This is a genomic window from Faecalibacillus sp. TM498, from assembly GCF_020589955.1.
GTDB classification, from domain to species: domain Bacteria; phylum Bacillota_I; class Bacilli_A; order Erysipelotrichales; family Coprobacillaceae; genus Faecalibacillus; species Faecalibacillus intestinalis.
Genome location: NZ_JAJDKB010000004.1, coordinates 23,329 through 47,685 on the forward strand (window position 1 = coordinate 23,329; position 24,357 = coordinate 47,685).

Consider the following 24,357-nt stretch of genomic DNA (forward strand, 5'->3'; position numbering starts at 1 on the left):
ACCTTTTAAACATTATTGTTTCTTTAGTTCATTTATTTTGTTTTCGATTTCTCTTTTTTGTTTTTCTAAAAAACGAATCATTTCTTCATTTTGACTAGAATCTAATTTATTTTTTTTAGGTTCATTAATTAATTTTCTTAAATGATTTTGAATAATAGGCTCACCAATGAGATCAATCAAACGATTAATGTTTTCTTTATCATCAAACTTTCCAGTTTTAATTTCTTTAGCTATATTATTTATAAAAGTCCTTGAGTACTCACCAAAAGTATTTCCATTTTCTAAAAAAAAAGCATCTTTATACAAATTAAAAATATTACATCCAAATGTTTGCTTAACCTCTTTTTTCATTATTATTCCTGTATGATCCTTCTTTAAAAAAATACAATTTTGTGTAGGCATGTCTGATAAAACAATTGGTGAATGCGTTGAAAAAACAATTTGGAATACGTTATCTGGAAAGCATTCATTTAATTCGTTTATTAATGTCGTTATTATTTTTTGCTGCCAAGCCGGATGTAGATAAAGATCTATCTCGTCAATTAATAATAAAATATTTTCCCTTAACTTATAACCTTTATCTTTAAAATAATCTTTAATTTTTGATAAAAAATATATACGTGACATGAAATTAAGGATTGCTCTTTCACCAGATGAAGTGTACTCGTCTAATATATGAATATATTTTAATACGAAGGAAGTTTCATTGGAAATAAAATTTTTAATTAACTTCCAAAATGTTTTTATATTTTCTGTATAACAATTTCCATTTTTTTCAAAGGTTTTTCTTTTTATTTTTATTTTGTCTATCTCTTTTATTGAATTTTGAAAATATTTTTTTTCTTTATTATCTTTACTATCTGTAAATGTATATTCTTTAATAAATCCTTTGCATTTTTCATACAATTCATCAATTGTATAGCATTCCCCAATATGTTCATTAAAATTAGGATAACAGTAAATTAATTCTCCCGCCAGATTCATAATTAAAGAAGAAGTTATATTATTATTTGAATTTATATTTGTATGAAGGTTTATAAATTTCTTTTCAAATTCTTCAACATCATTTTTGTGATAGTCTTTAGTATAGTAGTTTAAATCTTTTAAATCACTACTAATAAAATCATCAATCTTATCTATTTTAAATCGAACATTTGAAATATCTTTACCAATGAATCTATCTTTTAAACCTTTTACATACACTAAAAAATCAATATCAATCAAACTTCGAAAACGATTATCCATAAAATTAAGAAATATACTTTGCATAATATCAAACTTTGTATTATTCACCCCACGTTGATCATTCAATGCTCCTTTAGAAGAAAAAAATTCTTTTTCTAAAATTTCAAATGTTTTACTTGATAAATTAATATAGTCAATTTCTCCTAACTTTAGATAATAATTTTCTCCAGAAAAATTACTATTTGTAAGGTAAACTTTGGATAGTTGATCTAGATTGCTATTTGTTTTGGAACTTGAATAGTTTATTAAATAATCTGTCACCTCTCCTTCAACTTTTATTTTCTGATTTGTTGAATTAATAATAACAACAACATCATCATAAAAAACAGCAATAAATTCTTTTTTTACTTTTGATTTTTGTGATTTTAATTTAGTATCAGATATGCTCCCTAGTTTATTTAATAATATAGTTTTCCCTGTCCCATTTTCACCAACTACACCACTAATATTTAATATATTGTCCGTTTTAAAAATATTAGGTATATTTTTCTTTTGAATAAACAACTCATTGTTTAAATAATCAAAATGAATATCATATTCAGGTGTAAAACAAAATTCTTGTTGTAATGTATCAATTGGATTATCACCAATCCAGATATATAATAATTCCATAAAATCCTCCCTATTTTTAATATAGTTTTATAGTTTTGTAACCGTTTACATTATAACATAAAAAGAAAGAGCAACACTCTAGTGCTACTCTTCATAACAAATTATTTCCTTTTAGCATTATTCAAAGAAGAACAAACTTTTAATCTCTTCTAAATAAATCTCTTGTATATACTTTGTCTTCTACATCATCTAGACAACTATCATAGCGGTTCGCTATGATTGCTTGACTTGTTTCTTTAAATTTATTTAAGTCATTTACTACTTCACTTCCAAAGAATGTTGTTCCATCTTCTAATGTTGGTTCATAGACAATAACTTTTGCTCCTTTAGCTTTGATTCTTTTCATAACACCTTGAATACTGCTTTGTCTGAAGTTATCGCTGTTTGATTTCATTGTTAATCTATATACTCCAACAATTACTTCATTTTCTTTTTCTTGATCATATGAATCATTTGATTCATACGCTCCTGCTCTTTCTAATACTTGATCAGCTATAAAGTCTTTTCTTGTTCTGTTACTTTCAACAATTGCTTCTATTAAGTTTTGTGGTACATCAGCATAATTAGCTAATAACTGTTTTGTATCTTTTGGTAAACAGTATCCTCCATATCCAAAGGATGGATTGTTATAATGTGATCCAATTCTAGGGTCTAGACATACTCCATTAATGATCTGTTGTGTATCCAATCCTTTTAATTCTGCATAGGTGTCTAATTCATTGAAATATGAAACTCTTAATGCTAGATATGTATTAGCGAACAGTTTTACTGCTTCTGCTTCTGTAAATCCCATAAACAATGTATCGATATCTTCTTTGATTGCCCCTTCTTGTAGAAGTGATGCAAATGTATGTGCTGCTTCTACTAATCTTTCATCTTCCATATCTGTTCCTACAATGATTCTTGAAGGATAAAGATTATCATACAATGCCTTTGATTCTCTTAAGAATTCAGGAGAGAAGATAATATTCTTACTTTCAGTTTTCTCTCTAATACTTTGCGTATATCCTACAGGGATAGTACTTTTAATCACCATAATAGCATTTGGATTAATTTCCATGACCTGTTTGATTACACTTTCTACTGCACTTGTATCAAAGAAGTTCTTCTTTGAATCATAGTTTGTTGGTGCAGCAATGATAACAAAAAAAGCATCCTTATATGCATCTTCTGCATTTAAGGTTGCTGTTAAGTTTAATTCTTTTTCTTTTAAATATTTTTCGATATATTCATCTTGAATAGGACTGATTCTATTATTGATCTTATTCACTTTATCTTCGATGATATCCACAGCCATCACTTCGTGATGTTGTGCTAATAATGTAGCGATACTCAATCCTACATATCCTGTTCCTGCGACTGCTATTTTCATATACCTCACCTAAGTAAATTAAAAATGACTAATTTAAATAGTCATAAAAATACTTTTTTCCTTTCCATTTTTTAATTCAACCTCTTTAATTTTTTTAATGAAAAAGTGTTTATCATCTATAAATACTTTTTCATTAAGTTGTCACATTAGATGTGTAATTTATATTTTATTAAATCGAAACCATATTAATTATTTTAATTTTTTAATAACTTCAATTTTCTAATACATTATTATAACTCTCTATTTAATTTATTTAAAACAATAAATACCATTTTATCTTTCAAAGCAATTAATTCTAAAAAATAAACAATTGCAGATATAATAAAAGAAACAACAATTATTAAAATCGCAGAATTAAAAAACAATTTTATAACTATGCAAATTAAAATAATTGGTAAACACAGAAGACTGTATTTTACTAAATATCTTATTATATTCACCGTACTAATTGATTTATTTGAAAAATGCATCAATCCAAGAAATACAATAAATTCTGAAATAAGTGTTGTTAGCGCAGCACCATTATATGAAAAAAACGGTATGAATATAAAATTCAAAATAAGATTACTAACTGCACCTAATATCGTACACTTAGTTGCATTTATTTCTTGCCCAAAAGGTAACAGTACTTGATAATATAGTGCACCATCAATTACTGAAAAAATAATATTTATTGCTAGTATCATTGATGATTTCCATGCCTGTATGTATTCTATGCCACTAAATAAATAAATAATTTCTTTACTTAACATACATAAGCCAATAGCACTTGGCAATGTAACAACAATTATCCCTCTTAAACCATTATAAAACAATATTTTGTATTCTTTTATCTTTTTTGTTCCCAAATAATTTGATAGCCTAGGAAATAAAACATTTGAAATCGAATTAATTAGGGACTTTACAGCTTGTACCACTTTAACAGATGCTGTATATAATCCTACTGCAAAAGAGCCTTTTAACGCACCAAGCATTACGGTATCTAAATTTAAATATATTGATGTTGCCAAACTAGTCCCAAATATTATCATTATTGGTTTAATATGTTTTTTTATGTTTAATTCATTCTTTACACTAAAATCAATATACTTTCGTGCATTAAATAAATTAAAAAAACAATTTCCTGTAGTACTAGCCACTAGAATAATTGCATATATATAATAATCATTTTTTGATTTTACAAATAGCAATAGAAATATTAAAGAACATAATTGCATAAGAAATGCTCTAATACTGATATATTTAAAGTCTTCAACAATTTGATATAACCATTCTATTTGAAACGAAGTAAACATAATTGTTATGCTACATATACTAATTAAAATCATATCTGTATTCTTCATTAAAAAAATAACAAATATGTAAAATAATAGATATGAAATTACTGTTGAGATAAAATTAATAATAATTATTTCTTTGAAAAACTGACTTAATTTTATTTTATCATCTTTATATTTAGATCCTTCTCTAACAGAATATAATACAGTACCTAATTGTGCAATCAAAACAAAATAACTAACAATAGAATTATAATATTGAACATGCCCTATATTATTTACTCCTAGAACACGTGATGCATAAGGAAAAGTAATTAACGGAAACAGTAGAGAAGAAACTGTTTTTAACATAGTAAACATTAAATTATTACTTATTGACTTTTTCATTCATTAATACCCTTTATTTCTTTCATTCTTTCCATTATTTTTTTTCTAGACAATATAAATTGTTTATTTCTAAATATATTTCCATTTTTTGTAGAATTTTTTCCATGTGTCTTATTTGTTGATACACCCGCTAAATGTATTACTTGCAAATCAGGTGTATATATATTCTCATATCCTTTTTCTTTTGATAAAATAGATAATAAAATTTCCTCACCATATAAAAAAGTTTCTGGATAAAAACAATCATCTTGTATATGAATAAACTTTTTAGAAAAAAATAAAGCTGCACCATACAGCACAATATTATGTTGTTCATTTTTATAATTATTTGTATTATTTATTCTTATTTTATTTATAAATAATTTTGCTTTATTTATGAGTGAATTATCAATTAATTTATTTTCTTTTTCTAATTTTTTTTGAAATTTTAATAGTTCACATTCAATTTCCTCATATGTTGGTGTTCTTAACTTATAAGGGTTTTGATGTATTTTCATTTTGGGCGCATATATATCAGGACCTAATATATAAAAATTATTTTTGTTATATATATCCAAAAATTTATTAAAGAAGTCATGTTGATTAAATAATATATCACTATTTATAACTCCTATAAATTCAGGATTATATCTTTTTCTTGCGTACTGATATCCTATGTTATTTCCCTTTGAAAAGCCATAGTTTTTTTCTAATTTTAAAATATTAATATTATCATTATTTTTAAATTCACTTTCTAGCAATTCACAAGAATTATCTGTTGAACAATTATCAACAATAATATAACTTACTTCAACTTTAGAAAGATCTGTTCTTTCAATACTTCTAATGCACTCTATTGCTTCTTTTCCTGTATTGTAGTTTAAAATTACAATACTAAACTTTATTTTTTCCATATTTACCTCCAAAGACCAACAGTATTTAAAAAATATTAATTATTTAATATGATATTCTTCCTTTTTTTATCGAATTTAATAATATTTTTTCACAAAAAACTAGTAATACCATATTACTTATAATCACATATTTCCTATATTCAGCTTATAATATTTTAAACTATTTATTCATTTTGAATTGTATTAAACACTTTTTTCATATAAATTTTTAATTAACACTATATTCTCTACAAGAAAAATAATTATATGAAATAATCAATGTTCCTATTACAAATACTTCTAAATTACCCACTATATCTCCTGACAATAACGAGTTAACAAAATAAAATGTAAATAAGCAAATTAAGAAATTTGGCACTTTTTTTATTTTCGAAATTATTTTTAAAATAAAAATCGTGAAAGTTGTAATGCCAATCAATCCAAATTCACACAAAATCTCCAATATAATATTATGAGGATATCTAGCTAATTCACTTGCAAATGAATAATCTTTTTGAAAAAGCCCAATCCCAACCCCAAATAATGGAGATTCTTTAAACCTTTCTAAGGATAATGTCATAAATTGAATTCTTCCAGCATCACTACCATTTTTCCCAAAGGAAGTAAGCTTGTATAAAAAATAATTTATACTACCAGAAGCAGCAATAAATTGAAATAATTTATATGATATAAAAAGCAATAGAATAATTAGTGGCGTATATTTTAAATATTTAATAACATTATTAATATTTAAATTAATAATTATTACAATACACATTGCAATTGCTAAACTCAACATAGGACCTCTTGAAGACAAAAATAAGACCTGTGTAGTTAATAAAAATAACGAAAGAAAATCAAAAATGAAAACTTTCTTATTTTTTAATATTTTTTTAATAAATATAATAATCCCTAAACAATCTATTCTACTAATCCAAATTAAATTACTCATGTATGTATCTAATCTCATTGCTTCAAACGTACTACGGAATCCAAAGAAACCACATATATAATAATATTTCAAACAGAATAATAATATAGCATATAATAGTGTGTTAAATAAATCATCAACTTCTTTAAATTGTGAAATATTTGATATCAATAAAACTGTAGGTATCAAAATTTTTAATGTAATCAAAACAAATTTTTGTATAGAATATTCACAATTATTTGAAGATATAAAAACAAAAAGTATTGAAGCCAAGCATATTATATACATTAATATTTGAGCTATGTTCGACTTTAAATATACTAATATTTTCTTTTGACCGACAATATATATAAAAGGCAAAATCACTGTAAAAAAAATCATAAACAAACTATTAAGGTTTAAATGGAAATAATCAAATAATAAAAAATCCGGGCAAAAAATAAAAATAATTTCCAATACAACCATACAAGAAAAAAATGATTTTTTATATATACCATAAATAATGGTCATCATTTTAACAAAAAAAACTATATATAAAAACAAAAAGATATAATTAATCATATTTTAGAAAAACCTTTATTATAAATTTCATGATTAATTTTAATGAATAGTATGGATTTTTTTTATCAAATTGTTTGAAATACAATAAAATATTATTTTTTTTATCACTATAAAAAATCTTTTGGATTCTATATTCTATATTTAGCTTTCTTGCTATTTTGTCTCGAATTTCCATATTACTAATTTTATTACAATAAAAAAATTTGTATTTATATAATTCTTTTATTTTTCTTTCATTTTTAGAATTTGTTATACTTAATTCATTAGAATTTTCATAAGTATACAACAAAACTTTATCAACATATCCCATTTTATACCCATTTAAAATACATCTACATTCTAATTCCCATTCTTGACCACATGGTATTTTTAAAAAGCCGTTTACATTCTCAAGTACTTCTCTTTTAAACAAAAGCGATGAAGTTCCTCCAAACGTTTTAGTAACCGCCTGACTTAATTGATCATCTTCCAATATTCTATTCTCAACAATTTTTCTTAATTTCCCATTTCTATATATTTTGGAAAATACATAGCAAAAATCTGTATTTGATTTTTTTATATACTTAACTTGCTCACTTATTTTTAAAGGTAGAAAAACATCATCATCATCCAAAAAGCAAATATACTTCCCTTTTGTCTCCTTTATTCCTTCATTTCGAGATAATGGTGCACCTAAATTTACATCATTTTTCTTATATTTTATTTTAAAATTTGTTAATTTTGAATATTTATTTATAATCTTAACTAATTCATAATCATCCCCCGGATAATCGTTCACTATAATAATTTCGATATTAGGATAATTTTGATTTAGTACTGATTTCAATGCTCTTTCAAATTTATCATTTCTATTATATGTTGTTATAATCACCGAAACTAATTCCATTTAAAAATCCTCCTTATATATATAAAATCCATCCATTATTAATTTCACAGAATTTGTTTTATGAGCCATGTCCCAATACTCAGGCAAAATCACTATCTTTTGATTATATTCTCCTAACACAGCACCCCACCAAGCAAAACTACTATTACTTAAAATATATGAATGGCACTTAGCCATATATTTCAATTGATCTATTGGATTATAATTCGAAGCATTAATATAACTTATATTTTCAGGTAAATAGCACTTTGCTTTTTCGTAATCATCTGTGAATAATATATACTGCTTCTTGCACTTACATTTTTTTTCAATAAATTGTATAGAGTGCATATAATACTCTTTATCACAAATGGGATAGCCTTTTGATATATAATCATCTCCACATCTAACACTTATTGCAATTTTAATAACCTCTCTGCTAGATATATCTTTCTTGAAATCTTCTGTTGAAAAATAATTTCTAATTTCTTCCAAATCAGTTATATAATTTACATCCTGAAAATATCCCCAACAATAAATTTTATTACCGATTACATTATTTGGAAGTCTATCAACCTCTGTATCTGTATAAAAAAATCCAAATTTTGAAATATACGGTAAAAGAAAATTAATTCCCTTTTTTCTAAAATGTCTATAAACACCTTGAATCAAAAAAAACAATTTATAACTAAGAAAATACTTAAAATCTTTATAATCATTTGTAAAAATAATATTTTCATTATTACATATTTTATCTATCTCTACCGATCTTATTTTATAATTATTGTAGTAAGATGTATCAACTATTATTGATGTTGCTCCATATTTTTTTTTCATTTCTATCGCAAATTGCAATTGAAACAACTGATTTCCTAGTCCGCCCATCAATCCCACTACTATAGTCTTATTGTTATTCAAATCTTTCATCCACACAAAATAAATGCTCATATCAATCGAGCAAATAACATATTCCCTTTCTTTATTTTTTAACTTACACTTGTTTCACACCATAGACTTTTGCATATTTTTCAAAAATTTATAAAAATACCTATGTTTATTACATAATTTCTAAATATCACATATTTAGAATTAAATTTTAATGTAAAAAATCATATATCATCTTCCTAAAACAATTCGGTATAACACAAACAATAGCATGTGGTAATGCACAAAAGATAAAATGTTTTTTATCTATCCACTTTTCTCTTAACATCCATTTATGAAATCTCATCATATCTTTAGCGTACGCAACTCCACCCCTTCTTGCGTATAAATCTGGAGACGTACGCATTTTCACAAGTTCTTTTGAAATATTTTTTACATAAGAATTATTTTTTAAAATTCTAATCCATAAATAATAATCTTCGAATAAATGATATTTTTCTGAATAAGATCCAACTTCTTTTACAATGTTTTTCTTAAACATCACAGATGGATGGTTAAAAGGATTTCTTTTCTTTGAAAATTCTATTATTTGAACATATTCAGATGGTACATTTCTACTTCCTATTATATTATCAATTGATTCATAAAACTCTGAAATATTTGTTCCGCATAAAACTAATTCACTATTCTTCTCAAATTCCTTTAGTTGTAGCTCGATTCTATTGTTTACCGAAATGTCGTCACTGTCCATTCGTGCAACTAATTCATTTTTGCAATTTTCCAAACCTATATTTAATGCTTTTCCTAATCCCATATTTTTTTCTAATTGAATTCTACGAATATAGTTAGATTTGTCTTTTTCATAAAATTCTATAACATCATATAATTCTTTTGTTAAAGGTCCATCACATACAATTACAAAATCATTACTTTTTACAGTTTGACTAAGCATGCTCTCAATTGCCTCTTTCAAATATTCCGGCTTTTCCTTATGGTAAACAGACATTAAAATTGAATAGTCCATTACTTAGCACCTTCCCCTGTTAATACAGTTTTAATTGTTAAATAAAAGATTTTAAAATACATTTTAAATCCTCTTTGTTCTATGTACTCATTATCTAAAATCCACTTTTCTTTAGGTGTTACGTTATATCCACCGTTAATTTGAGCCCATCCTGATAATCCAGGTGCAACCATTAATCTCGTCACAAAGCCTGGACTTTCAGCATTGAATTCAACTGTTAATTTAGGCACTTCAGGTCTTGGACCAATAAGTGACATTCTACCAAATAATACATCGATTAATTGAGGTAATTCATCAATTCTATGTTTTCTAATAAATTTACCAACTTTAGTAATTCTTGGATCATCATCTTCAGCCCATTTTTGTCCATTAGCTTCTGCATCAATTCTCATTGATCTAAGTTTATGTATTTTCATTAGTTTACCATTTTTCCCAACCCTTACTTGTGAAAAAATAGGATATCCTTTTGAATCAATTCTAATAATAATTGAAAAAATTAAAATAAGAATTACTGCAGGAATTAATGCAACTAAAGAAAAGATAATATCTACTAATCTTCTAAAAAATTCATATGCGTATTTTGGTTTATAGTTTACTGTATTTTTATATTTTTCTATTTCATCTCTAAAATAACTTTCATAGTTATCTTGTTGAATTATCGGCTGTTCAATGCTAACACCATTTGAATCTAATTCCATATTTATACCCCTCCCTAAATAAAACATAAAACTACGTTTTACTAATAATCTCTAGGCCTACTTGTACTCTTGTAATCTTTCCAAGTAGTTCTACATCAACATAAGCGATTCGCTTATGTCGATCTATCTTTGTGATATATCCTTCCAGATTCATTAAAGGACCATCTGTAATAATAATCTTATCATTTTCGATAACACCTCGAGACATATCAACCACATGATTTCTATTAGAAAACTTTGTTAAAAACATGGCTTCTTGAGGATATATAGGATAGATGTCTTCTCCATCATTTCCTAAAAGCTTTGTAAGATCTGGTATCTTTTTCAGTTCTGTATAAAGTTGCTCAACTTTATCAGTAATCATAAAGATATATCCCTTAAAAAGAATATCATCGACAATATGCCATGTACCATGATATTTCTTTTTCTTTTTCGTGATTGGAATAAAACAATCAAGTAAAATATCATGATCAATATAGAACTGACATTTCTTAACGATTTCTTCTTCTTTTCCTGTTCTTACTTGAACAACATACCAATTATCAAACATACAATAACCTCCATTTGAGCATGCTTCGCCCATCCAATAATTCTATTGGACTCTTTTCTAATATATAAGATAAGAGAAAACAACGCGGCACAGCGACGATTCTTTTCTATTTATCTTTTGTCATCATGATTACTTTCAAATTTTTTAAACCACTCATTAATTGAGAGGATACACATATCCCATCTTACTTACAAAAAATAAGTATAATTCATTAAGCCTTCTTTTACATGTATTACATAATATAAAAAGCTTTGATAAAATCATACTTATTTGTTTCGATATAAATATTCTTTTTAATTCTAAAAAATACTTTTTTATGTACATATTTGTACCCCCCCCCCTCAATTTTTCAAAGTTAATACGACGTATTTTCGAGTTCATCTATAATCACTCGTATTATACCGTGATTTGTTAAAATATCAATAAATATGTTATTTTTTGTCAATTTATTTTGATTTATTTTGATATTTTTTCACTTTAGTTACTGAGCGGTCGATTTTTACAACTAAACGGTCGAATTTATGACTTTTCCTTTCCTTATATAATAAGACTTCTATAAAAAAATCTAATTCTGTTGATTTTTAAAGGCTTTTGTTAGATAATGAGCATCGACGTAGTATCTATAATTGTTTATAAAAATATGTATTAAAGGAGATTAAGTAATGGATAATCAAGAAATCCAAAATGAAGAGATTGAAATTAATTTAGCTGAATTGTTTCAAGTATTAAAAGAACATTTACATATCATTATTATTTCAACATTGATTTGTGCTATATTAGTGGGAGCTTTTACTATTTTCTTTGTTAGTAAAAAATATGAATCAACGGCTCGTATTTTCCCAAAACCAGAAGTTAACGAAGGAATCGTTGACTATTCACAAATTAACTCAAATAATTCGATGACTAAAAACTATGTAGCTTTACTTGGAGGAAACAATATTCAAAGTAAAGTTGCTAAAGAATTAAATGTTGATACAAATGTTGTTTCTTCTGCTTTATCTATTTCAAATGAAACAGATACCCAAATTATTTCTATTTCAGCAACAACAACTGATCCACAACTCAGTAAAAGAATTGTTGATACAACGGTTAATGTCTTCACAAATGAAGTGAAAGAAACTTTAAATATCAACAATATTACAACAGTTGATGATGCAAAACTTCAAACATCACCTGTTTCACCAAGTGTTCCTAAAAATATAGTTATTGGTGGTTTAGTAGGTGCTATTTTAAGTATTGGTATTATCTTTATTAGATTTATGTTAGATAATCGTTTACATACTCAAGAAGACGTTGAAAAATATTTAAAAATTCCAAATCTTGGCGTTATTCCTTATTTTGAGGATTAGTTATGGCTTTTATTGATATACATGGTCATTATGCATGGGATATAGATGATGGAATGCCATCACTTGAAGATGCTAAAAAGGCTTTAGAAAAAGCTAAAAATAATCGTATTTCTACGATTGTCGCAACACCTCATGTTGTTTCTGGAAAACACACTTTAAAAGATTTAGAAGTTATTAAAGATAGAATTCATGATTTAAAAGAGCTTGCTAAAGTTTATAATATTGAGGTTTTAGAAGGGTGTGAACTCTTCTTAAATCATGATTATCTAGAAGCACTTGAACAAAACATCTTTATACCTATTGAAAATACCCATTATTTACTTGTAGAATTTGATGTTAGAAAAGAATTAGGAAATGAAAATGAAGTAGAAGATCGTCTTTATGAAATTCAATATAAAGGATATACTCCCGTTATTGCTCATGTTGAAAGATACTTTAAAGATTCTTTAGATATCGAAAGAATTCAAGATTTTATAGATAATGGTTATCTTATTCAAGCTAATGCAACAAGCTTTTTGGGATATCATGGTAAACATGCTCAAAAGTTTGCTTATCAATTATTAAATCAAGGATTACTTCATGTAATTGCAACGGATACTCATCGTTGTGACGGACATCGTTCTCCTTGTTTACAAGAAGTCTTTGATTTACTTGTAAAGAAATATAGTTATGAAGATATTCATACATTAATGTATGAAAATCCTCTACATATCATCAACAATGAAGAAGTTGATCCTATTGAAGGAAAAACATCCTTCTTTAAAAAAATATTTAAAAGGAGATAATTATGGCAAAAAAAACGAGTAAAAGAAAAACATTAAATATTTTAGAGAAAAATAAAAAACATAGCCAATTTGATTATACTGAAATCTTTCGTCATATTCGTACAAACATTGAATTTTCTACAGTAGACAAAGACATTAAATCAATTTGTATTACTTCATCACAAGCTGGTGAAGCAAAAACAACACTATCTATTAACCTTGCTTATATTTTTGCAACAAAATATAATAGAGTTTTATTAATTGATTGTGATTTAAGAAAAAATACTTTACATAAATATATGGGATTATCAAACAAACATGGTTTAACAGATGCTTTACTTGAATATCGTCAAACTAAAAAATTAAATGTTGAATACTTCCAAAGTGTAAAAGCCCCTTCTTTTGCAGGTACTATGGCTGTTTTAACAAGTGGGATTCATATTCCTAATCCTTCTGAATTATTAGGATCACATGTATTTAAAGATTATATTAATGAATTAAAGAAATCATTTGATTTCATTATTATTGACTGTGCTCCTGTTGGAATGATATCTGATGCCATTCCTGTAGGAAATGCCGTTGACGGGACTATTTTTGCTATTTCTTCACAAGATACTAATAAAAAAGATGCTGCAAATTGTGTAAAACTACTTCAAAGAAATAATGTAAACGTTTTAGGAAGTGTTTTAACAAAAGCAAAATCTCTATCTGGTAGTCATTACTACTATTACTAATATGAAAAAAGTTACTTTTTCTATTACTGTTGTTGTTTTACTTGCTATGATTGTTGGTTTAATTGGTTATGACCGTTTTTCAACAAGTCAAAACGCTAAAAAATACCAATCAGAAGAAAAAACAACAACTACAACAAAAGAAGAAACAACAAAAACAAAAACAAAAAAAGAAAAAAATAGTCAACGTATTTATTGTATTGGCGATAGCTTTACCTTGGGAAGTGAATTTGCTAGTTACCCACTTAATTTAGAATCACTTACAAATAGTGAAATTATTAAATTCGGTGGAAACCAAGATACAACTTTTGATTTATCTATTCGTGTAGGAAGAACAAAGATTTTCGCTAATAATATCACCATCCCTGGTGATAAAGAAGCTGTAGACCTTACTTTCTATAATGAAAAAGGTGAACAAGTAGAAGCTTTAAAAAATAGTGGATCAAACTTCGATGAAGTTACCATTCAAGGTATTAAAGGAACTTTAGCTTACGATTCATCTCGTAATATTCATACATTTACAAGAGAGAAATCTGGAAAAGCTGTTACCCTAACAGCTCCTGCACAAATCGAAGCAACACTTCCTGAATTCAATGAAAATGATATCGTTATTATCTTTTCTGGAAACTATGATAAACAAAACAACCAAGATGTATATCGTACAATCACTTATCAAAGAGCTATTTTAAACCAAATTAAAACACAAAAATATATTGTTGTATCAATGACATCAAAAAGACAAAACAACCTTGTAAGAGACGATAATAACATCTTAAAAGAAGAACATAAAGATCATTTCTTAGACTTTAGAACTTATCTTCTTACAAATGGCTTAAAAGATGCAAATATTACAGCTACTGAACAAGATCAAAAAGATCTTACAAATAGCTATATCCCATCAAGTCTTCTAAAAGAAGACAAATTCGCAGGTAATGATACATTCAATCAATTACTTGCAAACCAAATCTATCAAAAATTACAAGAACTACAATATATCAAATAAAAAATAATAATTAATCAAATTATTTAGCGTACTTTGTAAGAAATATTTTTGAAAATTAACAACACTATAACAATTAAAAAAAGTTAACAAAAAGAGAACAATCGTTAATTGCGAACCGTTCTCTTTTTAAATGTAATATCTTTTATTAAACCTAATTATAAAATATAACAACTTGTAAATGTAATTTTTTTTGCTATTTTTTATCTGAAATTTTAAAATTTGAATCGCATGTTCTTAACCCATCGATATGCTCAAATAAATCAGGTTTTACAGGTGCTCCAAGTGGATCTAAAATAAAATCTATACCTTCTCTTCTTGCAAGCTTAGCTGCAGAAACGAAATCACTGTCTCCTGATATTAAAACAATTTGATCTACTTGCTTTTTATATGCTAATGAAGCAATATCTAACCCAATCCTCATATCTACTCCCTTTTGTTCAATTTGAAGAATACAATCTTTTTCTTCTAAATCTTCAAATTTAATAGTACCATTACATAATTTTTTAAATGTTTTTTCTGTTAATGAATAATGAGCTTGTCCTTCCGCCAATTGCCCATATCTCAATGCAAATTTTCTTTTTTCTTTTAGAAAATCAAAAAATTCTGTTGCCCATTTATATGTATCCGTTTTAGATAAATCAACTTGTTTTTTTGTTAAAGGATTATATATATTTTTAGAAACTGGTAAACAATCATAATAAAAAATTCTATATAATCTATGAGATGTCTGAATTCCATATATTTTTTCGTTTAAATGTCTTTTACAATATGATTCTAATTCATCAGCTCTTTCTTTTGGAGATTTATCTCCTAACCGAGCATAAGCTCTACGTCTATAAAATCCTCCATCTACCAATATTGCTGTTACTATTGTATCTTTTACAAATTATTTACCTTTTAACATAATTTTCTCCTTTTTATAAAATAAAAGCTCTAGTCTCACCTGAACCCTTATAACGGGAGGTTACTACTAAAGCTTAGTTAACAACTTGTGCACTCATTAAGTACACTTATATGTTATGCTCATTTTTATAAAAAATCAACAAAATTTATAAAAATTTATAAAAATTTACAATTCCAGATTATTTTTCTTTCCATCTTGATTTTTTTCTCCTAAAATCAGTTTTTGAAATAAAGGTGAAAAATCAACATCTTTAATGGCTCCATATTGTGAAACAAAATAGTTTTTCATATAATCATCTGATTTTCTAACCCCCATCTTACCAGCTGTTTTAAAATCTGAAAGAGAATAAAGTTCACTTATATTATCATTGTTTCTTTCAACAAACTTTATCTCATCTCTTCTAAATAAATTATTATTTAAAAAGATAGGGTAATGAGTATTTTGGCTTTACAAAAAAAGAAATCTTACAATTATTAAAAGATTATAATCTAACAGATTATGTAGATGAAGTTAAAGAATGGTATGATGGTTATTTATTTGGAAACATAGAAATCTATAATCCTTGGAGTACACTTATGTATGTTGATTGTAAATTAAATAGCTCAGATAACAAACCTATTTCCTTCTGGGCAAATACCAGTGGAAATGATCTTGTTGTCAACTATATTCAAAATGGCAGTGATGAACTTCATGAAGAATTTGAACAACTCATTCAAGGAAAGTCTTTAACGAAATATATCAAACCTGAACTTACTTATCGAGAAATGGATAATATTAATAATATCTATAGTTTTCTTTTACTTACAGGATATTTAAAGATAAAAGAAGATTTAGGAGAAAATAAGTATAAACTGATTATTCCCAATAAAGAAGTCTATGAAATCTATAAACAAACATTCATGTCTTATTTTGAAGACTATACTTTTGTAAGAAAAGAAAATCTTTATCAAAGTCTTGTTAAAGGAGACGTTGATCATGCAAATGAAATACTAGGCGATATCTTATCTAGAAGTATCAGTTACTTTGATAATGAAGAATCTTTCTATCATGGTTTTCTATTAGGACTCTTTAGTGGTAAAAAGATCAAATCAAATCGAGAAGCGGTGCATGGAAGATTTGATTTATGTATCTTTCCTAAACAAATCTTTCAGACAGCTCTTGTTTTAGAATGTAAACATTCTAAGAGCGTTAAAGATTTAATAAGTGATGCAAGTGAAGGAGCCCAACAAATCATTGATAATAAATATGAAGAAGAAATCATCAGTGAGGGATATCTTCATGTAAAAGGATATGGCATATCCTTTTATAAGAAATACTGTTATATTGTAAAAGTGCAGGCTTAAGCCTGCACTTTTATTTATTATGTAAAGATATTTCATTAATTACCTGTTTATATGTTTTTCCTTGTCGATCAACAAATAAAACAGAACCATCATCTAATAGCTTTTGAAAACAAACTTCTCCATAATCACCATATTCTACCCATTGATCTTTTAAATAAGAAATACTATTAGCGTATTCTAAAACCTTATGAAACTGATTTGTTTGATATAAATTATAATAAATCAACATAAATGTTTTCAGTCCAATAGCAAGTTTAGATATTTTATACTCTTTATGAGTAATTTGTTTCATTGATTGAAAATCTTCATTATTAACATTCAATCCTATTCCTACAATGACTCCTTTTAAATCAGGATCTAAGATCGTTTCTACTAAAATACCACAAATCTTTTTTCCATCAACATAAATATCATTCGGCCATTTAATCGTTGCTTTAATACGATTGCGATCCAATAAACCAACAACACTACATGTTGCTAATTGTGTCATTTTCCAAGCATCTTCTATTTTATGAAAATCTTTAAATAAAAAACTCATAATCAAATTCTCATTTGCATGACTTTCCCAAACATGACCATTTCTACCCCTACCTTTTGTTTGATATTTGGCAGTGACACATGTTTGCATAGGTAAATTTTGATATTCTCTTTTTAAATAATCATTTGTTGAATCAACTTCTTCTAGCTCTATCAGTTTCATAGTTTCACCTCTTTATCATGATAAAATAAAAAAAATTGCAATTCAAGATTATTGAATTGCAAATGTAAGTTCAGCTTTGCAAACAACTTTACCATTTACTTTTGCAATAGCTTCACCAATTCCTACGGGTCCTTTTTGTTTAGTAAGAACACATTCCATTTCTAAAACATCCCCTGGTGTTACTTGTCCTTTAAAACGACAATTTTTAATACCACCAAAAAAAGCAATTTTTCCTTTATTTTCTTCTTTTGATAAAATAGCAATACATCCTACTTGTGCCAAAGCTTCAACAATCAAAACTCCTGGCATGACATGATGACTTGGAAAATGTCCACAAAAATGCATTTCATTAACACTGACACATTTGATTCCTTTAGCATACTCACCTGGTTTATAATCTGTAATTCGATCTACTAAAGCAAAAGGATAACGATGAGGATTGATTTCTTGTATTTGATTACTATTAAGTTCCATTACTCTTCTCCATATTTCTTAAAAATAATTGAGGCATTATGCCCTCCAAAACCTAATGAATTTGACATTACATAATTTAATACTTGTTTTCTTCCATGATTTGCAACAATATCTAAATCGCATTCTTCATCAAAATTTTGATAATTAATAGTTGCTGGAATAAAGTTATCTTCTAATGCTTTAACACATAAAACACCTTCAATTCCACCAGCAGCTCCTAAACAATGACCTGTATTTCCTTTTGTTGAAGATACAGCTACTTTATGAGCATGATTTTTAAAAGCTTTTTTGATTGCAGCCGTTTCTAACTTATCATTCATCGGTGTTGATGTTCCATGAGCATTAATATAATCAATTTGATTAGCTTCAAGAGAAGCATCTTGAAGTGCATTGATCATTGCTTTAGCACCTCCAATACCTTCAGGAGCTGGAGCTGTCATATGATAAGCATCACAACTAACACCATAACCTACCATCTCACAATAAATATGTGCCCCTCTTGCTTTAGCATGTTCAAGTTCTTCTAAAACAAGCATTCCTGCTCCTTCGCCCATGACAAAACCATTTCTTTCTTTATCAAAAGGAATGGAGGCACGTTTGGGATCATGTGATTCACTTAAAGCTTTCATTGATGTAAAACCACCAATACCAAGAGGTGTAATGCTTGCTTCGCAACCTCCAGCAATGGTTACATCTAAATAACCATCACGAATATTTCTAAAGGCATCACCAATAGCATTTGTGCCTCCTGCACAAGCTGTTACAGGACATGTAGCAAGTCCTTGTGCTTTAAAGGCAATGGCAATTTGACCAGCTGCTAAATTAACAATGGTCATAGGAATAAAGTATGGAGAAACACGATCAAATCCTTTCTTTAAACCACGTTGATGATTTTCTTCAATAGATCCTAATCCTCCAATACCACTTGATACTACTACCCCAAAACGATCATGATTTATAGAATCTATCTCTAATTTAGAATCTTTGATAGCTTCTTTAGCTGCAATCAGTCCATATTGAATAAATTTATCCATTTTACGAACATCTTTTTTATCTAAATATTCAGTAGCTTCAAAGTTCTTTAATTCACCTGCTACTTTTACCTTCATATTTGAAGTATCAAATGATTGAATCAAATCAATCCCACATTGATGATTTAAAATACCCTTCCATGTATCATTTACATTATTTCCAATAGGTGTTAAAGCACCTATTCCTGTTACGACAACTCTTCTTTTCATATGCTTCTCCTTTACATAGCCATGCCACCATCAACATGCAATGTTTGTCCAGTAATGTACTTTGCTTCATCACTTGCTAGAAAAACAACTGCATTTGCAATATCTTGAACACTTCCAAATGCTCCTAAAGGAATTTGACTTTTCATTTGTTCTTTAATATCATCACTTAAAACATCTGTCATTGCTGTTTGAATAAAACCTGGTGCTACTGCATTAACAGTAATACCACGACTTCCAACCTCTCTAGCAAGAGACATTGTCATTCCAATAATTCCTGATTTACTAGCAGCATAATTGACTTGTCCAGCATTTCCCATAACGCCTACAACAGATGACATAGAAACAATACGTCCATATTTTTGTTTCATCATTAATTTTGTCGCATGTTTCATACAATTCCATGTTCCTTTTAAATTGACATCAATAACTGCATCAAAATCATTTTCTTTCATGCGTAACATTAAGCCATCTTTTGTAATTCCTGCATTATTAATTAAAATATCCAATCTTCCATATTCATTTTTAATTGTTTTAAACATCTCTAATGTTTCATCATAACTTGCTACATTTGCAGGTAAGATTTCACATTTTCCTCCAAGACTTTCAATTTCATTTTTTGTCATTTGAGCAATTTCTTGATTATTCCCTAAATCTATATAATTAATTAAAACAAAAGCACCATTTAAAGCTAATGTTTTAGCAATTTCTTTACCAATACCTTGTCCTCCACCTGTAACAAGAGCAATTTTATTTTCTAATCTCATTTTATTCTCCCTTCAAAGCTTTCACTGTTTTTTTCAATGATTCCATATCTTCTATTTGATAAAGCTGAATACTTCGATCTATCTTTCTAACAAAACCACTTAATACCTTTCCTGGTCCTACTTCAATGATCGTATCAACACCTTGATCTATCATATAGCGAATACTTTTTTCAAAGTAAACAGGTGACATCACTTGCTTTTCTAAAATTTCTGGTATTGATTGATATTCGATTTCATGACCTAAAGTATTAAAAATAACAGGTATTTTCATTTCATGAAAAGTTTCTTTTTTAAATCTTTCTTTTAAAGCAAGTGACGCTTCTTTTAATAAAGACGTATGAAAAGGTCCACTCGTATTTAAAGCAATCACTCTTCTCGCTTTATTTTCTAAAGCTAATTCTTTAACTTTTTCCACAGCCTTCTTTTCACCAGCAACAACAAGTTGACCAGGACAATTATAATTAGAAACAGAAACAACCCCTAATGAACTTGCTTGATGACACAAATCTTGTAAAAGTTCTTCCTTCATTCCTAAAACGGCAATCATTTCACTTTCAATTTCTGATACTGCTTCTTGCATGACTTTTCCTCTAAAACGCGCAAGATCAATCACTTGTTGTCTTTTAAAAACACCTGCACAATATAATGCTGAATATTCCCCTAAAGAAAGACCTGCTGTATAATCAGGCACAATTCCATGTTCTTTTAATAAATCTGTAATGATTGTTGCAACCATCACCATACATGGTTGGGTATATGGTGTATAAGATAGTTTTTCAAGTGGTCCATTAAAACATAATTCCTTTAAATCTTCATTTTGATCAAAGATTTCACGAGGATAAAATGATTTTCCCATTCCCACAACTTGACTTCCTTGACCAGCATAAATAATTCCTAATTTCATTTGTCATCCTCCATTAATTCATGAATCACTTCATCAACATGCATCAAATGATCTTGCCTATAACCATGAGCTCCTGTAAAAATAAGACCATCCTCTAAATTTCCTTTAACTGCTTCTATTAAAGCTCTTGAAATACAATAAGGTGTATTTTTAACATCACAAGGAATTAAACATTGATAACATTTTTTAACAGGTATTTTTTCTTTCTTGGTTTTTTTAACAAAACTATTTTGCATTGCTCTTCCTGGCATTCCAACAGGAGAAGAAACAAAACCAATATCTTCCTTTCTAGCTTTTAAGAAGGCTTCTTTATATTTGATAGAAGCATCACATTCATAAGTTGTAATAAAGCGTGTTGCTACTTGAATACCATCGACACCTAGATCAAAGAAATGCTTAACATCACTTCTTTGACTGATTCCTCCTGCTATAAAAATAGGAATGTTCAATTTATTATTTTCTACAATTTCTTCAACATCTTTAAAAATTTCTTCTAAACTTTGACATGTTTGATTTTCTAAATCTTCTTTTTTAAACCCTAAATGTCCACCTGCTTGGCTTCCTTCAATAACAATAAAATCTGGTGTACGTTGATATTTTTTGAGCCAATGTTTTATGATTACCTTACAGGCTTTACCACTTGAAACAATTGGAGCAATTAAAACATCATGATCTTTTACTAATTCTGGTAAATGTAAAGGAAGTCCAGCTCCTGAAATAATAGCATCAACTTTACTCTCTAATGCTGCATTGATCAATTCCTCATAATCTTTTAAAGCAACCATCGCATTGATGGCTACTAAACCTTTTCCTTGAGAAAGCTTTTGTGCTTTTAAAATTTCTTTTTTTAAAGCACGAATATTTGCTTGACGATGATTACTTTCAAAATCATCTTCCTTGTAACCTGGATGCGCTGTAGAAATAACCCCCATCGCTCCACACTTAGCAACATGCCCTGCCAAACTTCCTAGAGAAACACCAACTCCCATTCCTCCTTGAATTAAAGGAACAGTTAAGCTTTTTTGATTGATTTCTAACATTTTAAATCTCCAAATTTGAATAAGTTTCTTGTAACTCACTCATCATTTCTTCTAAAATTTGTTTAACGGGTTTAATTTCATGAATCATTCCTGCAACTTGTCCTGCCATCAAAGAACCTTCATCAACATTTCCCTCAAAAACAGCTTTTTTTAATGAACCTAAAGTATATTTTTCAAGTTCCATCATATCTGCTCCTGCTTTTTCTTTTTGAATATAAGCTTTTGCCATTTTATTTTTTAAGATTCTTACTGGTGTTCCATTAATTCTTCCTGTAACAGTTGTCGAAGTATCTTTTGCCTTTAAAATTGCTTGTTTATAATTTTCATGAATTGGACATTCTTTACTTGCGAGTAAAACTGTTCCAATTTGTACACCACAAGCACCTAAGGCATAAGCTGCTAACATTTGCTTGCCACTGGCAATCCCTCCTGCAGCAATAACAGGAATAGAAACATTACTTACAACTTGAGGAACAAGCGCCATAGTCGTTGCTTCACCAATATGTCCTCCTGCTTCACAACCTTCAACAATTAAACCATCCACACCTGCACGTTCTAATCTTTTAGCAAGAGCCACACTAGGAACAACAGGTAAAACTTTAATTCCTGCTTCTTTCCACATTTTTATATATACACCTGGATTTCCAGCACCAGTTGTCACAACTGGGACATGTTCATCAATAACGATTTGTGCCATTTCTTTGGCATCTGGATTGAGTAACATAATATTGACACCAAAAGGTTGATTTGTTAATTTTTTACATGCTTGAATTTCTGCTTTTAACATTTTAGCATTCATTCCTCCAGCTCCAATCAAACCCAAACCTCCTGCATTAGAAACACTCGCAGCAAAAGCACCGGTAGCAATATTGGCCATTCCTCCTTGAATAATAGGATATTTAATATTTAATAACTCATTTAATTTCATTTTGTTCTCCTTACCATTCCATTAAAATTGCACCCCAAGTAAGTCCTCCACCAAAGCCAACGAGAATGATTTTCATTCCTTTTTGAAGTAATCCTTGTTCATTCATCTTCGCTAAAGCTAATGGAATACTCGCTGCTGAGGTGTTTCCATATTCTTGTAAGTTCATATAAAACTTTTCACTTGAACATTGATATTTTTTATAAACATGTTTAATAATTCTTTCATTTGCTTGATGACAAATCACGTAATCAATATCACTTAATGTCATTTTTGCTTGGTTTAAGACATGATCAATACTTAAAGGAATTGCTTTAATAGCAAATTTAAAAACATCTTGACCTTTCATTTTTAAATAATCATTTCTTTTAGAAAATAGTACTTCTTCATTTCCATCACTATCTAAATAACTATAAAAAAGCTTTTGACTTTTTTTAATCAACGTAGCGGCTGCACCATCTCCAAATAAAATACACGTATTACGATCTTGATAATCTACAATAGAGCTTAATTGTTCACTTCCAATAACAAGTCCATATTGATTTTCTTCTAACAAGCTTTGAGCAACTTTTAAAGCATAAACATAACCACTACAAGCAACATTAATATCAAAACACATCATTGATTGATGATTTAAACCTAAAGCTTTTTGTACAAGACAGGCATTACTTGGCGTATTATTTTCTGGTGTCATCGTAGCTACAATAATTAAAGCAAGTTGACTTAAATCTTGATTTTGAGTTGCTTTTTTAGCAGCTTCAATAGCTAGAAAGGCACTTGATTTATCTGAAAGATGTCTTTTTAAAATACCCGTTCGTGAAACGATCCATTCATTAGATGTTTCTACCATTTGTTCAAGTTGTTGATTATCTAAAGTCTTTTCAATTTTGGCATAACCTGTAGAAACAATTTCAATTCCATTCATCTTTTTCTCCT

At 27.8% G+C, this 24,357-nt stretch carries 25 protein-coding genes and 1 pseudogene; 6 read left to right on the forward strand and 20 right to left on the reverse strand.

The features are described from left to right. Positions 1–12 precede the first annotated feature (12 nt). The 10 genes from LJD32_RS02270 to loaP all read right to left on the reverse strand — a co-directional run bounded on the left by LJD32_RS02270 (position 13) and on the right by loaP (position 11,279). A complete protein-coding gene (locus tag LJD32_RS02270) occupies positions 13–1,857 on the reverse strand; it encodes an AAA family ATPase (protein ID WP_227391700.1) in 1,845 nt (614 codons plus the stop codon). Between the two features lie 139 nt (positions 1,858–1,996). Continuing rightward, the gene (locus LJD32_RS02275; RefSeq protein WP_227391699.1) at positions 1,997–3,229 is read right to left on the reverse strand and encodes a nucleotide sugar dehydrogenase; all 1,233 of its coding nucleotides are present in this window, start codon (positions 3,227–3,229) and stop codon (positions 1,997–1,999) included. A gap of 230 nt (positions 3,230–3,459) precedes the next feature. After that, positions 3,460–4,893 (reverse strand): flippase, encoded by a 1,434-nt coding sequence (locus tag LJD32_RS02280; RefSeq protein WP_227391698.1) that lies wholly within the window; start codon positions 4,891–4,893, stop codon positions 3,460–3,462. After that, positions 4,890–5,786, reverse strand: coding sequence for a glycosyltransferase family 2 protein (locus LJD32_RS02285; RefSeq protein WP_227391697.1), 897 nt, complete (start codon positions 5,784–5,786; stop codon positions 4,890–4,892). Before LJD32_RS02285 ends, LJD32_RS02280 begins: the two co-directional genes overlap by 4 nt. A 208-nt stretch (positions 5,787–5,994) precedes the next feature. After that, a complete protein-coding gene (locus tag LJD32_RS02290) occupies positions 5,995–7,257 on the reverse strand; it encodes an O-antigen ligase family protein (RefSeq protein ID WP_227391696.1) in 1,263 nt (420 codons plus the stop codon). Further along, positions 7,250–8,143: a glycosyltransferase family 2 protein gene (locus LJD32_RS02295; RefSeq protein ID WP_227391695.1), complete on the reverse strand. Its 894-nt coding sequence runs from the start codon at positions 8,141–8,143 to the stop codon at positions 7,250–7,252. The genes LJD32_RS02290 and LJD32_RS02295 overlap by 8 nt, the downstream gene beginning before the upstream one ends. Next, positions 8,144–9,040 (reverse strand): alpha-1,2-fucosyltransferase, encoded by an 897-nt coding sequence (locus LJD32_RS02300; RefSeq protein ID WP_227391694.1) that lies wholly within the window; start codon positions 9,038–9,040, stop codon positions 8,144–8,146. Positions 9,041–9,218: 178 nt separating this feature from the next. After that, positions 9,219–10,031 (reverse strand): glycosyltransferase, encoded by an 813-nt coding sequence (locus tag LJD32_RS02305; protein WP_227391693.1) that lies wholly within the window; start codon positions 10,029–10,031, stop codon positions 9,219–9,221. Then, positions 10,031–10,729, reverse strand: a complete 699-nt coding sequence (locus LJD32_RS02310; protein WP_227391692.1) for a sugar transferase — start codon at positions 10,727–10,729, stop codon at positions 10,031–10,033. Before LJD32_RS02310 ends, LJD32_RS02305 begins: the two co-directional genes overlap by 1 nt. A 31-nt stretch (positions 10,730–10,760) precedes the next feature. Further along, entirely contained in the window at positions 10,761–11,279 is a 519-nt protein-coding gene (gene loaP, locus LJD32_RS02315; protein ID WP_107030030.1) for an antiterminator LoaP, read from the reverse strand. Between the two features lie 662 nt (positions 11,280–11,941). Here loaP and LJD32_RS02320 point away from each other — a divergent pair. The 4 genes from LJD32_RS02320 to LJD32_RS02335 are packed head-to-tail and all read left to right on the forward strand — an operon-like array spanning position 11,942 to position 15,126. Further along, positions 11,942–12,628 carry a YveK family protein gene (locus LJD32_RS02320; RefSeq protein ID WP_227391691.1) on the forward strand — a complete coding sequence of 229 codons (687 nt, stop codon included), beginning with the start codon at positions 11,942–11,944 and terminating at the stop codon, positions 12,626–12,628. 2 nt (positions 12,629–12,630) lie between these two features. Beyond that, positions 12,631–13,413 carry a tyrosine-protein phosphatase gene (locus LJD32_RS02325; protein ID WP_227391690.1) on the forward strand — a complete coding sequence of 261 codons (783 nt, stop codon included), beginning with the start codon at positions 12,631–12,633 and terminating at the stop codon, positions 13,411–13,413. Positions 13,414–13,415: 2 nt separating this feature from the next. Next, positions 13,416–14,126 carry a CpsD/CapB family tyrosine-protein kinase gene (locus tag LJD32_RS02330; RefSeq protein WP_227391689.1) on the forward strand — a complete coding sequence of 237 codons (711 nt, stop codon included), beginning with the start codon at positions 13,416–13,418 and terminating at the stop codon, positions 14,124–14,126. Between the two features lies 1 nt (position 14,127). Next, positions 14,128–15,126 carry a hypothetical protein gene (locus LJD32_RS02335; protein WP_227391688.1) on the forward strand — a complete coding sequence of 333 codons (999 nt, stop codon included), beginning with the start codon at positions 14,128–14,130 and terminating at the stop codon, positions 15,124–15,126. Positions 15,127–15,319: 193 nt separating this feature from the next. Here LJD32_RS02335 and LJD32_RS02340 read toward each other — a convergent pair whose 3' ends face one another. Both LJD32_RS02340 and LJD32_RS02345 read right to left on the reverse strand, forming a co-directional pair. Further along, positions 15,320–15,982, reverse strand: coding sequence for an NYN domain-containing protein (locus LJD32_RS02340; protein WP_227391687.1), 663 nt, complete (start codon positions 15,980–15,982; stop codon positions 15,320–15,322). 213 nt (positions 15,983–16,195) lie between these two features. Continuing rightward, positions 16,196–16,345 (reverse strand): hypothetical protein, encoded by a 150-nt coding sequence (locus tag LJD32_RS02345; RefSeq protein ID WP_199596368.1) that lies wholly within the window; start codon positions 16,343–16,345, stop codon positions 16,196–16,198. A gap of 146 nt (positions 16,346–16,491) precedes the next feature. On the opposite strand from LJD32_RS02345, the pseudogene LJD32_RS15445 reads away from it, so the two are divergent. Further along, positions 16,492–16,557, forward strand: a pseudogene (locus tag LJD32_RS15445) (hypothetical protein); the annotation flags it as partial. A gap of 48 nt (positions 16,558–16,605) precedes the next feature. Continuing rightward, positions 16,606–17,373, forward strand: coding sequence for a PD-(D/E)XK nuclease domain-containing protein (locus tag LJD32_RS02350; RefSeq protein ID WP_264472056.1), 768 nt, complete (start codon positions 16,606–16,608; stop codon positions 17,371–17,373). A 10-nt stretch (positions 17,374–17,383) separates the two neighbouring features. Here the strand turns inward: LJD32_RS02350 and LJD32_RS02355 are convergent, their stop codons facing one another. Genes LJD32_RS02355 through LJD32_RS02390 form a run of 8 tightly spaced genes read right to left on the reverse strand, consistent with a single transcriptional unit; the run spans position 17,384 to position 24,346 of the window. After that, positions 17,384–18,073: a biotin--[acetyl-CoA-carboxylase] ligase gene (locus LJD32_RS02355; RefSeq protein WP_107030025.1), complete on the reverse strand. Its 690-nt coding sequence runs from the start codon at positions 18,071–18,073 to the stop codon at positions 17,384–17,386. Positions 18,074–18,121: 48 nt separating this feature from the next. After that, positions 18,122–18,547 (reverse strand): 3-hydroxyacyl-ACP dehydratase FabZ, encoded by a 426-nt coding sequence (gene fabZ, locus LJD32_RS02360; RefSeq protein ID WP_022000687.1) that lies wholly within the window; start codon positions 18,545–18,547, stop codon positions 18,122–18,124. Then, positions 18,547–19,788 (reverse strand): beta-ketoacyl-ACP synthase II, encoded by a 1,242-nt coding sequence (gene fabF, locus LJD32_RS02365; RefSeq protein WP_022000688.1) that lies wholly within the window; start codon positions 19,786–19,788, stop codon positions 18,547–18,549. The genes fabZ and fabF overlap by 1 nt, the downstream gene beginning before the upstream one ends. Positions 19,789–19,799: 11 nt before the next feature. After that, positions 19,800–20,552: a 3-oxoacyl-[acyl-carrier-protein] reductase gene (fabG, locus tag LJD32_RS02370; RefSeq protein ID WP_032091719.1), complete on the reverse strand. Its 753-nt coding sequence runs from the start codon at positions 20,550–20,552 to the stop codon at positions 19,800–19,802. Position 20,553: 1 nt separating this feature from the next. Next, positions 20,554–21,456: an ACP S-malonyltransferase gene (gene fabD / locus LJD32_RS02375; RefSeq protein WP_227391686.1), complete on the reverse strand. Its 903-nt coding sequence runs from the start codon at positions 21,454–21,456 to the stop codon at positions 20,554–20,556. After that, on the reverse strand, positions 21,453–22,496 hold the full coding sequence (locus LJD32_RS02380; protein ID WP_227391685.1) for an NAD(P)H-dependent flavin oxidoreductase: 1,044 nt from the start codon (positions 22,494–22,496) through the stop codon (positions 21,453–21,455). The genes fabD and LJD32_RS02380 overlap by 4 nt, the downstream gene beginning before the upstream one ends. 1 nt (position 22,497) lies before the next feature. Continuing rightward, positions 22,498–23,424, reverse strand: coding sequence for a DUF561 domain-containing protein (locus LJD32_RS02385; RefSeq protein ID WP_032091722.1), 927 nt, complete (start codon positions 23,422–23,424; stop codon positions 22,498–22,500). A 10-nt stretch (positions 23,425–23,434) separates the two neighbouring features. Continuing rightward, positions 23,435–24,346, reverse strand: coding sequence for a beta-ketoacyl-ACP synthase III (locus LJD32_RS02390; protein ID WP_227391684.1), 912 nt, complete (start codon positions 24,344–24,346; stop codon positions 23,435–23,437). Positions 24,347–24,357 lie beyond the last annotated feature (11 nt).

Coding starts and splice junctions, on each gene's coding strand:
- LJD32_RS02385 (WP_032091722.1), bottom strand. CDS start 23,424: ATGAAATTAAATGAGTTATTAAATATTAAATATCCTATTATTCAAGGA.
- LJD32_RS02355 (WP_107030025.1), bottom strand. CDS start 18,073: ATGAAACTGATAGAGCTAGAAGAAGTTGATTCAACAAATGATTATTTA.
- LJD32_RS02280 (WP_227391698.1), bottom strand. CDS start 4,893: ATGAAAAAGTCAATAAGTAATAATTTAATGTTTACTATGTTAAAAACA.
- LJD32_RS02345 (WP_199596368.1), bottom strand. CDS start 16,345: ATGGGGGTTAGAAAATCAGATGATTATATGAAAAACTATTTTGTTTCA.
- fabF (WP_022000688.1), bottom strand. CDS start 19,788: ATGAAAAGAAGAGTTGTCGTAACAGGAATAGGTGCTTTAACACCTATT.
- LJD32_RS02320 (WP_227391691.1), top strand. CDS start 11,942: ATGGATAATCAAGAAATCCAAAATGAAGAGATTGAAATTAATTTAGCT.
- LJD32_RS02390 (WP_227391684.1), bottom strand. CDS start 24,346: ATGAATGGAATTGAAATTGTTTCTACAGGTTATGCCAAAATTGAAAAG.
- fabZ (WP_022000687.1), bottom strand. CDS start 18,547: ATGGAACTTAATAGTAATCAAATACAAGAAATCAATCCTCATCGTTAT.
- LJD32_RS02290 (WP_227391696.1), bottom strand. CDS start 7,257: ATGATTAATTATATCTTTTTGTTTTTATATATAGTTTTTTTTGTTAAA.
- LJD32_RS02310 (WP_227391692.1), bottom strand. CDS start 10,729: ATGGAATTAGATTCAAATGGTGTTAGCATTGAACAGCCGATAATTCAA.
- LJD32_RS02350 (WP_264472056.1), top strand. CDS start 16,606: ATGTATGTTGATTGTAAATTAAATAGCTCAGATAACAAACCTATTTCC.
- LJD32_RS02380 (WP_227391685.1), bottom strand. CDS start 22,496: ATGTTAGAAATCAATCAAAAAAGCTTAACTGTTCCTTTAATTCAAGGA.
- LJD32_RS02295 (WP_227391695.1), bottom strand. CDS start 8,143: ATGGAATTAGTTTCGGTGATTATAACAACATATAATAGAAATGATAAA.
- LJD32_RS02270 (WP_227391700.1), bottom strand. CDS start 1,857: ATGGAATTATTATATATCTGGATTGGTGATAATCCAATTGATACATTA.
- LJD32_RS02335 (WP_227391688.1), top strand. CDS start 14,128: ATGAAAAAAGTTACTTTTTCTATTACTGTTGTTGTTTTACTTGCTATG.
- loaP (WP_107030030.1), bottom strand. CDS start 11,279: ATGTTTGATAATTGGTATGTTGTTCAAGTAAGAACAGGAAAAGAAGAA.
- fabG (WP_032091719.1), bottom strand. CDS start 20,552: ATGAGATTAGAAAATAAAATTGCTCTTGTTACAGGTGGAGGACAAGGT.
- fabD (WP_227391686.1), bottom strand. CDS start 21,456: ATGAAATTAGGAATTATTTATGCTGGTCAAGGAAGTCAAGTTGTGGGA.
- LJD32_RS02325 (WP_227391690.1), top strand. CDS start 12,631: ATGGCTTTTATTGATATACATGGTCATTATGCATGGGATATAGATGAT.
- LJD32_RS02305 (WP_227391693.1), bottom strand. CDS start 10,031: ATGGACTATTCAATTTTAATGTCTGTTTACCATAAGGAAAAGCCGGAA.
- LJD32_RS02285 (WP_227391697.1), bottom strand. CDS start 5,786: ATGGAAAAAATAAAGTTTAGTATTGTAATTTTAAACTACAATACAGGA.
- LJD32_RS02275 (WP_227391699.1), bottom strand. CDS start 3,229: ATGAAAATAGCAGTCGCAGGAACAGGATATGTAGGATTGAGTATCGCT.
- LJD32_RS02330 (WP_227391689.1), top strand. CDS start 13,416: ATGGCAAAAAAAACGAGTAAAAGAAAAACATTAAATATTTTAGAGAAA.